The organism is Planococcus sp. MB-3u-03, from assembly GCF_002833405.1.
Classification (GTDB): Bacteria; Bacillota; Bacilli; order Bacillales_A; family Planococcaceae; genus Planococcus.
Genome location: NZ_CP025135.1, coordinates 2,567,284 through 2,581,900 on the forward strand (window position 1 = coordinate 2,567,284; position 14,617 = coordinate 2,581,900).

At 51.4% G+C, this 14,617-nt stretch carries 9 protein-coding genes and 3 pseudogenes; 2 read left to right on the top strand and 10 right to left on the bottom strand.

Annotated elements, in window-relative coordinates:
• Positions 1-5: 5 nt before the first annotated feature.
• From CW734_RS14115 to CW734_RS14165, 10 genes and pseudogenes are all read right to left on the bottom strand, one after another.
• The gene (locus tag CW734_RS14115; RefSeq protein ID WP_101191228.1) at positions 6-968 is read right to left on the bottom strand and encodes an ABC transporter ATP-binding protein; all 963 of its coding nucleotides are present in this window, start codon (positions 966-968) and stop codon (positions 6-8) included.
• Entirely contained in the window at positions 965-1,903 is a 939-nt protein-coding gene (locus CW734_RS14120; RefSeq protein ID WP_101191230.1) for a C40 family peptidase, read from the bottom strand. Before CW734_RS14120 ends, CW734_RS14115 begins: the two co-directional genes overlap by 4 nt.
• A gap of 1 nt (position 1,904) precedes the next feature.
• Positions 1,905-3,011 carry a dipeptide epimerase gene (locus CW734_RS14125; protein WP_101191232.1) on the bottom strand — a complete coding sequence of 369 codons (1,107 nt, stop codon included), beginning with the start codon at positions 3,009-3,011 and terminating at the stop codon, positions 1,905-1,907.
• Position 3,012: 1 nt separating this feature from the next.
• Positions 3,013-3,936, bottom strand: a complete 924-nt coding sequence (locus CW734_RS14130) for a S66 peptidase family protein (protein WP_101191234.1) — start codon at positions 3,934-3,936, stop codon at positions 3,013-3,015.
• A gap of 138 nt (positions 3,937-4,074) precedes the next feature.
• A complete protein-coding gene (locus CW734_RS14135; protein ID WP_101191236.1) occupies positions 4,075-5,712 on the bottom strand; it encodes a peptide ABC transporter substrate-binding protein in 1,638 nt (545 codons plus the stop codon).
• A gap of 58 nt (positions 5,713-5,770) precedes the next feature.
• Positions 5,771-6,807 (bottom strand): annotated as a pseudogene (locus tag CW734_RS14140) (ABC transporter ATP-binding protein).
• Positions 6,808-6,910: 103 nt separating this feature from the next.
• Positions 6,911-7,831: an ABC transporter permease gene (locus CW734_RS14145; protein ID WP_101191238.1), complete on the bottom strand. Its 921-nt coding sequence runs from the start codon at positions 7,829-7,831 to the stop codon at positions 6,911-6,913.
• A complete protein-coding gene (locus CW734_RS14150) occupies positions 7,831-8,766 on the bottom strand; it encodes an ABC transporter permease (protein WP_101191239.1) in 936 nt (311 codons plus the stop codon). The genes CW734_RS14145 and CW734_RS14150 overlap by 1 nt, the downstream gene beginning before the upstream one ends.
• Before the next feature lie 12 nt (positions 8,767-8,778).
• Positions 8,779-9,602, bottom strand: a pseudogene (locus CW734_RS14155) (M55 family metallopeptidase).
• A 728-nt stretch (positions 9,603-10,330) separates the two neighbouring features.
• Positions 10,331-10,795, bottom strand: a complete 465-nt coding sequence (locus tag CW734_RS14165) for a hypothetical protein (RefSeq protein ID WP_058382979.1) — start codon at positions 10,793-10,795, stop codon at positions 10,331-10,333.
• A 182-nt stretch (positions 10,796-10,977) separates the two neighbouring features.
• Here CW734_RS14165 and CW734_RS14170 point away from each other — a divergent pair, with 182 nt between their 5' ends.
• Positions 10,978-12,510 (top strand): hypothetical protein, encoded by a 1,533-nt coding sequence (locus tag CW734_RS14170; RefSeq protein ID WP_101191243.1) that lies wholly within the window; start codon positions 10,978-10,980, stop codon positions 12,508-12,510.
• A gap of 752 nt (positions 12,511-13,262) precedes the next feature.
• Positions 13,263-14,605 (top strand): annotated as a pseudogene (locus CW734_RS19200) (DEAD/DEAH box helicase); the annotation flags it as partial.
• Positions 14,606-14,617 lie beyond the last annotated feature (12 nt).

The following is a 14,617-nucleotide window of genomic DNA, read 5'->3' on the forward strand; positions in this document are numbered from 1 at the left end:
TTCAATTACTCATATAAATGACAGGCGACGTAATGGCCAGGCTCTTTTTCCTGCCATGCCGGCTTTTTCTCGGCGCAGATGCTCATTGCATGTGGGCAGCGCGTCCGGAACACACAGCCACTCGGCGGATCGATCGGGCTTGGCAGTTCGCCTTCCAAGATAACGCGTTCACGGGCTTCTTCGATGTCGGGGTCCGGGATTGGAATCGCGGACAGCAACGCTTCCGTATATGGATGAAGCGGCTTCTCATACAGTTGGTCGGCCGTCGTCAGTTCAACCATATGCCCTAAGTACATGACGCCGATGCGGTCTGATATATATTTGACCATGCTGAGGTCATGGGCGATGAACAAATACGTCAACCCTTTTTCCTTCTGCAGCTTTTGCAGGAGCATGACGACTTGCGCTTGGACCGATACATCGAGTGCCGAGATCGGTTCGTCCGCAATGATGAAATCCGGGTCGAGCGACAAGGCACGCGCAATGCCGATGCGCTGTCTTTGACCGCCAGAGAATTCGTGCGGATAGCGGTTGGCATGGTCGCGGTTCAAGCCTACATCTTCCAGCAATTGATGGACGCGCGCCTGCAATTCCTTTTTGTTCTTATAAAGCCCGTGGACTTGCATCGGTTCAGCGATGATCTCAAAGACGGTCGAACGCGGATTGAGCGACGCGTACGGGTCCTGGAAGATCATCTGCATATTGCGCAAATAATCAAAGCGGTCCTTGTCGGACATTTTATGGATATCGACGCCGTCGTATTCAACTTTGCCGTCAGTCGAGCTGTATAAGCCCATGATGGTACGGCCGGCTGTTGACTTGCCGCAGCCCGACTCTCCCACGAGCCCAAAGGTTTCGCCACGCTTGATATCAAATGAAATGCCGTCGACGGCTTTTAAAGTCGTGTCTTTGCCGAGGTCAAAATGGCGTTTGAGTTCCTGTACGGACAATAAAGTTTCGTTCGTCATGTTGTTTCCTCCTGAGTAAATCTGCGGACGGCACATAATTCCTTGTCATAGACCGTGCCTTCGAGACGGGTGATTTCAATGGCTTTGCCGGATGTCGGCGAATGGATCATCATGCCATCGCCGTAGTAAATGCCGACATGATGAAGTTTCCCCTGCCCTTCTTCGTAGGCGAAGAATAATAGGTCGCCTGTTTTCCAAGCAGCAGAATCGCGGTAATCGATTTCCTTTCCTTCCACGGACTGGTCTCCTGCATCGCGTGATATGTATAGGCCGTTCGCTTTCAGCATATGATGGGAAAATCCTGAACAGTCATAGCCGAGGCTCGACATGCCGCCCCAGAAATACTGCAATCCCAAGAATCGTTCTGCCGCGTTCACGATCGACTGGCCGGTCCCGAGCGGAATCTGTTCAGGCGATGGGACGAGCTGGACATGCTTGGCTTCGATATAAGCGTCGCCATCCGGAGTATGGACATGGACACGGCTTTCGTCTGCGTCCTTGACCGGAAGCAGGCTGTTGAATGGCAGCTGCGCGACCGGCCGGCGTTCTGGCGACCATAATTGCGCTTTATCGGCTGTTACGCGCGCATAGCCTCGATCCGCGGCTGAACCGAGTTCTTTCAGGTGCGCTAAAGGCACCCATCCCGGATAGCCGCGTTCGTCTTTATGGGATGGCTGCCAAGGCGCAATGATCTTTGCCCAAGTGCCATCTATTTCTTCTATTAATACAGGCTCCCCGTAAAGCAGCTGTGTCTGAAGGCGATTGCTTTCGGTAAGGTCCTTTGTTTCCTGCTGGTTCATCGCTTCACGCCATTTATTGATGTCCGGCATATCCGCGACGCCTTGAGCGTCCACTTCGCGTACTTTATCGGGATGGGTCCAGACGCTCGTCACCGGAACGCGGCAGACCCATGTTGTCGGTTCTGGCTGTGTCATATTATCCTCTCCGTTCTCGTAATGTTTCCAGGAAGCGCCCTGCATCGATGCCAAGCCCTGGCTCATTTGAAAAGCGGACGGTTTTGCCGCTGTACTGGATGCCTCCCGGCAAGAGATCCTCCTTCAGCATGAGCGGCGCATCGAAATCAAAACGCGTAATATTTGGCTGGCTCGCCGCGAAATGAGCCGCTGCGGACAGGCCGAGCTTCGTTTCAATCATGCTGCCGGTCATGCACGGCACACCGAAGGTTTCGGCGAGTGCATTGATTTTCAAGGCGCGGTGGATGCCTCCTGCTTTCATCAATTTGATGTTGATCAGATCCGCCGCGCGCAATTCCAGGACACGCTTTGCATCGGCTGGAGAAAAGACACTCTCGTCGGCCATGATCGGCGTCATCGTGTGTTCGGTGACGAACTTCATCCCTTCAATGTCATTCGCCGGAACCGGCTGTTCGATCAATTCGATATCGAATCCGGCGTCTTCCATCTTCCGGATCGTGCGCACCGCTGATTTCGGGTCCCATCCCTGGTTCGCATCCAAGCGCAATGTCACTTTATTGCCGACGCGGTCCCGGATTGCCTGGATGCGCTTCAAATCCTGTTCAGGGGTATCGATGCCGACTTTCACTTTCAGGACCGTAAAACCGTCCTGTTCATAGCCCTCGGCATCTTGCGCCATTTCTTCCGGTGAATTGACCGAAACCGTATAATCGGTTTCAATCGATTCGCGGTAGCCGCCAAGATATTGAGTCAGGGGCAAGCCCGCCTGCTGGGCGATCAGGTCATAGAGCGCCATATCGACTGCCGCTTTGGCACTGGTGTTGCCGACCAGCGTCTTATGGAGCTTTTCGAAAAGCTGTTCATGCCTGCCGATTTCCCTGCCGATCCGCCCGGCGCCAATCAGCTGAACCGCCCGTTCGATTCCGTCCAGCGTATCGCCTGTGATGACGTGTGTCGGCGGCGCTTCCCCGAAACCCGAGCGCCCGTCTTGTGTCGCCAGATGGACGATGACCGCCTCTGCGGCTTCGACCGTCCGGAGCGCCGTCTTGAACGGTTTTTTTAATGGAACGGCTATCCGGTAAGTCTCGATAGATGCTAAGACGGGCATCTTACTCGACCCCCGGCAGAATGGTCAGGGTTTTCGCATTGGCATCGAGACGCGCTTTCACCCCAAGCGGTACTGAGAAATGCGGTTCGCAATGGCCAATCTTGAAACCTTTGACGACCGGGATGCCCATGTCCTTGAAATAATCATCCAGCACTTGATCGAGCGTCCACGATTGTTCCGGCTTTTTCGGTTCAGCGTTCTTGAAATCCCCGATGACGATACCGGCCACTTCCTCGAACTTGCGGGCCTGTTTCAGCTGGTTGAGCATTTCGTCGACCTGGTATGGTTCTTCGCCCGTGTCTTCAATCAGCAGGATCTTGCCTTTCGTGTCGAGTTCGAACTTTGTCCCGATGCCCCCGCGGATCAATGATAAATTGCCGCCGACAAGTTCTCCGTCCGCCATGCCACCGGATAAGGTTTCCAATTCCGATATGGATTCATCGTAATGCAATTCGAACGGCTGGAACAATTGACCGAACATACGGCCGCTGCGCTCGTGGAATTCGGGCTTGCCGACATCCGACGCCAGCATCGGGCCGTGGAACGTCACCAATTCCGCATACATGCCGATCGCATTATGCAGGAAAGTCACGTCTGAATAGCCCCAGAAAACTTTCGGGTTTTCCTTGATCATCCCGTAGTCGATTTGGTCCGCATAGCGCGCCGCCCCGTAGCCGCCGCCCGCGCAGATGATGCCTTTCACTTCCGGGTCCTCGAACATGGCATGCAGATCCGCAAGCCGTTCTTCGTCTGTGCCGGCAAGATAGCCGTTTTTCGCTTCGACCGATTTGCCCATTTTGATGTTCAGGCCCATTTCCTCCAGAAACGGCAAGGCCTTTTTCAAATTCTCTAAGTTCGGCGGGCTCGATGGCGAGATGATCCCCACTGTATCCCCTTTTTGCAATCGTTTTGGCATTGTGCGCATATTGCTCACTCCTCTAGTTTTCTGTTCTTCACTCATTAAAACTACCAGTTTTCCTCAGTGAAAAACAGAAAAGCGCGGCGCATGGCCGCGCTTCTGTTTTTTCATATGATTACGGCCGCTGAACGGGCGTGATCGCTTTTAGTTTTTATCCGCTGTTTTCAGGTCGATGTATCCGACCGGGTGGCGGAGGATACCTTCGACGCCTTCTTTTTGCAGCTGGACTTGGTTATAGAAATGGATCGGGAAGATCGGCATTTCGTCCATCAGGATTTTTTCTGCTTCGATAAGCATGTCCCAACGTGCTGCAGAGTCTGTTTCCGCTTTTGCGTCAGCGATCAGCTTATCGAATTCTTCGTTGGACCATTGTGTACGGTTCATGGAAGAATCCGTGATGAAGCTTTCAAGTGCGTTGACCGGGTCAGCGTAGTCGTGCAGGAATGAGCTGCGCGACAATTGGTATTTGAATTCTTTTTGCTCTGTCAGGAAGACGCTCGCTTCGACATTTTGAAGTTCAACATCTACATCCAAAGCAGTCTTGAATTGGTCTTGCAATGTTTCCGCGATGTTCTGGTGTGATTCGCTTGTTGAGTAGGAAATCGTCACTGGCGGCAATTCGTCCCAGCCTTCTTCTTCCATGCCTTCTTCAAGCAATTGCTTCGCTTTGTCAGCGTCAAATTTCACCAATTCGCCTGCTTCGTCGCGGAATTCCTGGCCGTTCGGGCCTTCAAATCCGTAAGAAACAAAGCCGTATGCCGGTTTTTCGCCGTTTTTCGTCACGTATTGGACGATATCATCCTGGTTCACCGCATAAGCGAATGCTTGGCGGACTTTTTTGTTCGTGAATGGCTCTTCTTCCACATTGTAACGGTAGAAATACGTACCCGCCTGGTCCATTACGCCAAGTTCAGGAGAATCCTGCAATTGCTCGGACATTTCAGCTGGCACGCTCGATACGTCCAGTTCACCCGCTTCGTACATTTGGTATTCCGTGTTCGGGTCGTTGACCATTGCCCAGTGGACTTTATCCAATTTTACGTTTTCAGCATCCCAATACTCTTCATTCTTCTCGAAGACGAATTCTTCGTCGTGGCTCCAGGAAGCCAATTTGAACGGCCCGTTTCCGACAAAGCTATCCGCTTCTGTATGCCAGTCCGGGTTTTCTGTAGCTGTCGCTTCGTGGATCGGGAAGAAGCTTGGGTTTGTGATGATGTTCAAGAACGCTTCTGTCGGTTCCGTCAGTTTCACGACGAAGGTCTTGTCGTCTTCTGCAGAAATCGCAACATCTTCTACAGCGCCTTCTCCGTTGTTATACGCTTCTGCGCCTTCAATGAAGTAAGCAAGGAAAGCTGCCGGAGAAGCTGTTTCCGGGTCTAACATATGCTGCCATGCAAAGACGAAATCGCCGGCTGTGACCGGTTCGCCGTTCGACCAGTTAGCGTCTTCACGGATATTGAATGTGTACGTCAACCCGTCTTCAGAGATGTCGATCGATTCAGCTGTCGCTTCGACCGGCTGAGACGATTCATCCAGGCGTGTCAAACCTTCCATCAAGTTGTTCAAAGCGCCCCATGATACAGCGTTGAAGCCGATCGATGGATCGAACGAAGTCGGTTCTTCCCCATTATTCATATACAATACTTTCTCTCCGCCTGAATCAGCGGAACCCTCTTCGCCTGAATCGCTGCTTGTGTCTTCCCCCGCGTCTTCGCTTGCTGTACAAGCTGCGAGAACGAACACGAACATCGCCATCAGGAACAATACGAGCCATTTCTTCATGTGATTTCCCCCTTGTGTTTTCTTTTATGTGAATGCGCAAATGCGCCCCCAGCCAAATTTACCTTGCAAAAGCCTGTTCTTCGATCAATTTTTGGGCCCGTGGATCCTGCAGCCAGCAATCCACTTTGTGGGTCCCGGATAAAGCCGTCACTTCCGGATAGACATTCGTGCAGACGTCCATCGAAAACGGGCAGCGCGCTGCGAATGGGCACCCTGTCGGCGGTGCGAACAGATCAGGCGGCGTTCCGTCGATCGGTTTGAGCTCCCTCCCGCCAAGTCGAGGCGCGGCACGGAATTCAATAAGCCTTTCGTGTACGGATGCTGCGGATTGTAGAAAATCTCGCGCTTGTCGCCGGTTTCGATCACCTTTCCGGCGTACATGACGGCGATGCGATCGGCGATTTTCGCGACGACGCCGAGGTCGTGCGTAATCAAGATGATCGATACGCCGGTTTTTGATTGGATTTCCTCGAATAATTCCAGGATCTGCGCTTGGATCGTCACGTCGAGCGCCGTCGTCGGCTCATCCGCAATCAATAGCTCCGGCTCACAGATCAAGGCGATCGCGATGACGATGCGCTGGCGCATGCCTCCCGAAAATTGGTGGGGATATTGCTTGAGCCGCTCTTCCGGATTCGGGATGCCGACCAGCTTGAGCATATCGATCGCCCGCTCTTTCGCTTCGGCCTTGCCCAAGTTCTTGTGCTGCTTGACGCCTTCTGTCAATTGCTCGCCGATCGTCAAGGTCGGGTTGAGCGCAGTCATCGGATCCTGGAAAATCATCGAAATGTCGACGCCTTGGATCTTGCGCATTTCTTTCTTCGACAATTTCGTCAGGTCCCGTGTTTTGAAATGGACGCCTTTGGAACTGATTTTTCCGGGCGGCTGCTGGATCAAGCCCATGATGGCGTTGGATGTCACCGATTTACCGCAGCCCGACTCCCCGACAATTGCCAGCGTTTCCCCTTTATAGAGGTCGAAATTGACGCCGCGGACGGCCTGGACGGTGCCGCCGTATGTATTGAAGGTCACGTGCAGGTCCTGTACGGAAAGGATCCGCTCGTCCGTGACGGTCTTGTGCTTTTTCGGCTTCACGACCTTGCCGCGTTTGCCGGTATGGTCGACGGCATCGAGATCCGCCCCATCTTCCAGGCGGGTCCGCGCCAACTCTTCAGCTATCTGCTTTCCTGTCATGTCTTCACTTCCTCATCTTCGGATCGAGTGCATCCTGCAGCCCGTCTCCAAGTACGTTAAATGCGAACATCGTCAATGAAATAAATAATGCCGGGAAGAACAAGCGCCACCAGTCGCCGGTGATGATGACCGGCAAAGCGTCGTTCGCCATGACGCCCCAACTTGCAAACGGCGCCTGGATCCCGAGGCCAAGAAAGCTCAGGAACGCTTCAGCGAAAATGGCGCTCGGTACAGTCAAGGTCATCTGCACGATGATCGGCCCCATCGAGTTCGGGATCAAGTTCTTGCGGATGATGCGCGGCGTCTTCGCCCCGAATGATTTCGATGCCGTGACGAATTCATAGTTTTTCACTTGCAGCACCTGCCCCCTGACAATCCGGGCCATGCCGACCCAGCCTGTGATGGTGAGCGCGAGGATGATCGTCCATAAAGACGGGCCCATTACGACGAGCAGTAAGATGACCACGAGCAAATACGGCAAGCCGTAAAGGATTTCGATGATGCGCATCATGATGCCGTCGGTTTTGCCGCCCTTATAGCCGGCGATGCCGCCGTAGACGATGCCAATGACAAAATCGATCAATGCGGCCATCAAGCCGACGAATAAGGAAATGCGCGCGCCGTACCAGGTGCGGGTAAAGACGTCGCGCCCCGCTTCATCGGTCCCGAACCAATGCGTCGCGCTTGGCGGCTGGTTTTGGTTCGGCAAGTCTTGCGTAGTGACGGAATGCGGCGAGAAAATAGGGCCGAATATCGCCATCACGGCGAGCAAAGCCAGGAAAATCAGGCCGAGCATCGCCAGTTTGTTTTGCTTCAGCCTGCGCCAGGCGTCTTTCCAATAGGAAAGCGACGGGCGCACGACAGCTTCTTTTTCATCGCCACTTTTATCGGAAGGGCGGAACCATTCATCACGGACCTGAGTCATCACACATCACCTTCTTTCTTGTGTAGCTTGATGCGTGGATCCAATATGCCGTAGACGATATCGACCAGGAACAGCATGAAAATCAAGAATGCACTATAGAATACCGTAGTGCCCATGATGACCGGATAATCGCGGTTATTGATCGAATCGACAAAGTATTTACCCATCCCCGGTATCGCGAAAATCTTCTCGATGACGAAAGTTCCGGTTAAAATGCCGGCAAGTAAAGTGCCCATGATCGTCACGACTGGCATCAAGGCGTTACGCAGCGCATGCCGCAAAACGATACGCATTGGCTTGATGCCTTTTGCGCGCGCCATTTTAATGTAATCCTGTGTCAGCACTTCGAGCATGCTCGAGCGCGTCAGGCGGGCGATGATCGCCATCGGCCCGGTCGCCAGCGCAAGCACCGGCAGCACCATATGCATCGGGCTAGTCCAGGTCGCCGGAGGGAACAAATTCCAGTTGACCGCGAGCTGCTGGATCAGCACCGTTGCGAGTACAAAGTTCGGGATTGAGATCCCGATGACCGCAAAGGCCATGGCCGCGTAATCGATCATTTTATTATGCCGCAGCGCAGCCATCGTCCCGAGAATGATTCCGGAAACGACCGCAACAAGAATGGTGATGATCCCGAGTTCAAAGGAAATCGGGAAGCCCCTTGCTAACAGTTCGTTGACGGTACGGTTCGGGTCTTTGATCGATGGTCCGAAATCGAATGTGACAATCGACTGCATATAACTCAAGTATTGAATATGTAGTGGCTGATCGAGCTTGTAGAAGCGCTCCAGATTTGCCTGCACCGTCTCGTTCGTATTGCGGTCGCTTTCAAGCGGCGAACCCGGTACGGCGTGCATGAGGAAAAACGTCAGTGTCGCGATGATGAAAATCGTCACGAGCATCATCAAAAATCGTTTGAATATGTATTTGCCCATTGTTTCTTCCCCCTAACAGAACTTCGCTTGCATCGCCAGTTCTGTCATGACCAGCATGGCGCGATAAGCTTCCAGTATGTTTTGTGCTTCGTAACTGACAATCGTCGTGCCTTCTTCAATGTGGGTGCCCGGCATCATCGCCGCCAGCTCCGCTTCCCCGTAATTGGTAAACTCCATGCGAAGCGTCGGCTTCTCAGGCGGCACGAGCGGCTTTACGCGATCTTTGTTTTGGATCGCTTCCTGCGTTTTCTCGCGCAGCAGCCGCTGCGCTTTTTTCGGATGCAGTGTTTTGACTGCAGAACGCGTCAAGGTCTCTTTCACCGCGACAGTCGTGACATTCGGGATGAGTGCTTCCGCTTCCCTGCATGCGCAGTCATCTCCCGCTACCATCAAGACCGGTACGCCGTGGTATCCTGCGACGTACGCATTCAAGCCGAGCTCGCCGACTTCGACGTCATCGATCCACATCGACGGACGCCGAAAATCATGGCGTGCGACATGACGCCTTTTTGCCCGGCACGTGCATGATAGCCCGCGAAAAATGCACCGCTGTAACTATCGTCCAAGCCCTCGACCATCGAAAACGCTTTGACGCCTCCCGTGATGAGCTCCGCTTCTTCATGGAGATCTTCAGCAATCAAATTGTTCATCTTCGAATGGGAATCATTGACGAGAAAAGCTTCCGCTCCTGCATCGAATGCTCCGTGAATGATGGCATTGGCGTCGCCTGTCATGAGGCGCCGTCCCCTTTCGTAATTCGCTTCTTTTGAATCTACATATGTATAATCCGGAAGTGCCGTTACACCTTCCATGTCCATCGATAAGTAGAATTTCATGCTGCATAATTCCCCTTTGTTTGTCTTATTCGGAATATTTCTGAAACTTTATATGTACTAATGTAGCAATATTGTAAGAATATTTCAATATAATTTTTTATTCAAAATGTTTACTTCCTTATGCAGCCCACATGAGAAAACCATCCAAAACCACTTATTTCCTTGCCCCTTCAACGGTTCCCATGCATACGCATTGCATGAAATGACCGATCCTTTTTTTGGTATATCGTTAATCGCCTCCCACTCCATTTTCTTTTTGCAGATCCACAATTTCCACCGGAAAGGTCTTGTGTCATTGCCATAAATGAAATGAAAATCTCTATTTATTTTAATTTTTAGAATATTTGGTAATTTAGTCTCATGCATTTTCTTCCAGTCCCTTATACACTGTAAATAAGTTATAAATAGTTCAACCGAACACTATAACTGGCAAACAGGGTTTCCCGACAATCAGAGAAGGAGCGGATCATCATGAATAATTTCGACAAAGTACTGGAGATGCAATGGGGAGATCTTGCGCTGGGCGTGACGGGTTCTGCAGTCGTAATGTTGGCACTCAATTACTTCATGCTCATGTAGAAAGGAGCACCATATGATTTCCGAATATACGTAAAAGCCCTTTTCCGATAGACGGAAAAGGGCTTTTTGCTTGTTTTCTTCCATATAAAAACGCCTGCTCTCAAATTCCCGGGCAGACGTTTCTTATCCATAGGCTGTTATATGCTTCATCATAGACCTCCATCAAGTAATTGTTTTTGCTGAGACAGCAGCTTCTCAAACAGTTCCTTATCCCCCGCGGCTAATGCCTGGTCGATCATGCGGTTGAAGTTTTCCTGCTCCAGGAACTGGATTGCTTCGGTCGCTTCTTTCTTTGTTTGTTCGTTCACTTCGATCAATTCCGCCCTTTCTTCCTTCAATATGCTCTGAAGGTGTGTATGGATATCCGAGACCAGCAGCAATTGGTAGAGCGGCAAACGGATAAAGCGGTTTCCTTTTTGGAATACAAAGACTTCGGAAAGGTTTTCTACTTGGAAGGTATTCAAGTTGACGATGATTTCCTTCCCTTCGACAGGGATGAAATGAAACACTTCATCATCTTTCAGGATCGAAAAATATTGATAGGCGAACACAAACTTGATGCGATGCCCTTCTCTCTTTGTATAAAACGGCTTCATCAGTTTTACATGCAACATCTGACTCCCCTCCTTATATTTCAGAATATTCCGCTTACATAAATCATACCATAAATTGGTCGATACGGATAGAAATAAGTGTGGATAAACGATGGCATTTTCGCTTCTTTTTCCTTCTTCGTTTACTGTCTTGCCTCAAAGCCGTATAATAGAAGGAAATGTTTTTATTTGGGGCGATGTAAATGGCTACGGTTTTATCCTTGGCGAAACAATACGAAGACACGATCCACAATTATATGGCTGCTATCGACAAGTCGCTTCATCCTATGCGTGCGTTGGATGAGGAAATGGTTCGAAAAGCAGTCTTTTTAGTGCGCCATGACGGCGTGCAGATACATTCTTTCAATGAAGAACGCCTGCTGCTTGAAGCGAGCGTGAAAGATGCCCATTCGGTCAAAGTGGTGCTCAATTTCGGGAAACTTACTGCCGTCTGTGCTTGCCCACAGGAAAAAACCTGCCGTCACCGCTTGGCGGTCATTTTTTCGCTCTATCAAAAAATCGACTCGCTTTCCGAATGGGTCGCGAAATGGCGTGATAAGGAGAATGAGAAATTGTCGACACTGACGAACAAACGCTCACCCGATCAATGGGAAGCACTGATCCGCAGCACGTGGCGCGAACCGATCAATGATTACGTCACGCGCAATTATTTCTATTTTGAGCAATTATACGAAGGGCGCTTAAAAAACGCCCTGTCCTTCATGCCACTCGAGCGTGAATGGAAAACTTTATATAAAACCTATGCCCACCTGATTTCTTTGACAGAAGTATGGGAGACGTTCAGCGCGGGGACGAAAGAAGTGCATCATTCCTTCTTCAAAACCTGGTTTGCGGACGAATTGCATGCACTCCGTGATATGCTTGGCCAATTACGGGGCTTGCACCGCACTTTCGAATCTGACGCTTTCTTCACCCATTTGCGTGAACTGGTGCGCGAATTCGCGGAAACGAACGACGATTCGTTTTCGGAACGCTTTGAAATCTACCAGTTGTTCTGGACCGAATTATTCATCAGCAGGCGCGAACGGCTAAGCGGTCTCGAAGAATTCCGCCGTCCAGACGAACGGGTCAAGGCATTTTTCGCTGTACTGCTCGGAAACGAGGTCTCTCCCGGCACCATTACGCCGGGCGCAGCAGCTGACTGGGTCAAACTAGCAGTGCTAGCTGAAGAAGAAGGCCATCAACAAGGGCTCTCCGCAATCTTGATGGCCATCAAGCCGCATGTCCGGACATTCCTGTTTGACGGATTGTTTACGCAGTACCGCCACCATTATGTCCGTGTTTTGAGCCGTCTATATTCATTGATCGACTTAACTGAAGACGATTGGGAAGATTTATTTACACAGTTCGGCCATTACGGCTTGCCTGCCTATTCCGCCTACCTCGTCGAAAAAGGCATGTACAAGCAATGGGCGGAACTTCACCAGCTGCATAATTCCCCTTTGTATTTTGCAGAGGAATGCGGATTGAAGGAAGTGCATAATGCCGCTCCTGATTTCGCGTTGCCGCTCTACCACCGCTATGCGCTGCAGCATCTCGAAGAACGCAGCCGGACAAGCTATAAACAGGCCGTCCGCGTATGGAAGAAAATGAAAGCCGCGTGCAAGAAAAGCGGGCAGATGCCGTTTTGGAATGCTTATATGAATGAAATCCAACATCGCTACAAACGCTTGCGCGCGCTCCAGGAAGAGATTGAGAAAGGAAAGCTGTTATGAATCAATTCCAAACCGAAGGAAGCCGTACGTATTATTTGAAAATAGACCAGTCGGACGTGTTCCGGCTTCAGGCTTATAACGACAGCGGCAACCGGATCCCTCCAGAAATCTGGTCGCCATTCCTGTTTTTCGCCGATAAGGACAGCTTTTTCGGCATGAACGTTCAAACAGATGGCTTGGACCTATTATTGACGCCAGCCGATTTTGTTCGTTTGTTCCAACAGGATCCCCATCATTACGTCCAATTTTCTGGGCGCCGTCTGCAAGATGAAGCTTGGCTGAAACTTGCGCGCCGCGTCGCCGATTCATTGAACGATTCGGCGTTATGGCAGCACGTCCAAGTTGAAGACGGCGTCATTTCCATCGATGCGGCATATGGCGATGCGGAAATCCGCTCGTTCTTAACCGATACGATTCAGCACCAGCTGCGCCAAAAAGGGCTCACGTCAGCCCAATTGCCCTACCTTTTGCATTTCGTCGAACATGCTGGCTGGGACGGCCTGGAACCCGCAGATGATTATGTGCTGGCGATGCAATTGACCGAACCGGACGATAGCGGCTTATGGGCCTTCCGGACAGCGCTGCGCACCAAACGCGGCAGTGCTTATTGGACGCCTTCGAAACGTCGTGAAAACGAAGTGATCGAAAAGGTTCTTCCTGAAAAATGGCGCGCCCATGCGCGTGAAATCCAAGAGCGCCAAAGCTTGATCCTCAGCTTATGCCCTTCTGTCGACCGCTATGAGGCAGACCAGATGTATATCGCCCGGTGGACCGATGCAGAAGTGTTGAACTTCCTCCGCAACGATGCCGACTTATTGCAGGCATTCGGCGTGGAAGTGTCGATTCCTTCCTGGCTGCAAGCCGTTCAGGAATCGAAAGTGCGCGTCAAAGCAAATGTCACCTCCCCGGCGAAAAAAGCATCGGTCGTCGGCTTGGACCAGATCATCAGCTTCGACTGGAAGTTCTCGCTCAATGGCCACGATTTGAGCATGCAGGATTTCGAGCAGCTGGTGACGGAAAACCGTGAATTCATCCGCGTCGGCAACGAATGGGTACGCGTCGACTCGAATCTATTGATGCAGCTGCGCCAGATGATTGAAGAAGCGGAAGACGCCGATTGGACGCTGAAAGACATGCTGTTCCATAATGTGCCGGACGTCATGCTCGAAGAACCGGGCGAAGAAGATGATCCGCTCGTCGAGTTTCATTTGAATAAATCTTTGAAGGTCCTGCTCGATAAATTGCTCGATAAACGCGATTTGCCGGAAACGCCATTGCCGGAGAACTTGAAGACCGAATTGCGCCCTTACCAGAAGACGGGCTTTGATTATTTAACCTTCATGCGCGAGGAAGGCTTCGGTTTATGCCTTGCAGATGACATGGGGCTTGGCAAGACCGTGCAATTGATCGCCTATTTGCTTCACGTGCACAGCGAAAAGCCGAAACAGCCGTCGCTTATCATTTGCCCGACTTCGGTCCTCGGCAACTGGCAAAAGGAATTGGAGCGTTTTGCGCCTGATTTGAAAGTCGCAACGCATTACGGCAGCAACCGCCCGAAAGGCCAAGCCTTCTTGGACTCGCTTGCGGCTGAACAGCCGGACGTGGTGCTGTCGACATACGGCATCGCTTCGTCCGACAGCGTCGAAATCCAATCGATCACATGGACGAGCATCACGCTCGATGAAGCGCAAAACATCAAGAATATGTATACGAAACAATCGCGGACGATCCGCAAGTTCAAAGGGCAGCATCACATCGCCCTGACCGGGACGCCGATCGAGAACCGCTTGTCTGAACTATGGTCGATCTTCGATTTCATCAATAAAGGCTACCTGTACCGCATCAAGCAGTTCAGGAAGCCTTTATGGTACCGATTGAACGGGATGATTCCGAACAGGCCAAAGAAAAGCTGCGGCAGCGCATTCAGCCATTTCTTTTGCGCCGGACGAAAAAAGATCCCGAACTGCAGCTCAATTTACCGGAAAAGCTGGAGCAATTGGAATATTGCCCACTGACGCCGGAACAAGCCGCGCTGTATGAGGGGCTTGTCCAGGATACGGTGCAGAAGATGGGGACGCTCACAGGCTTCGAGAAAAAAGGCCTCGTC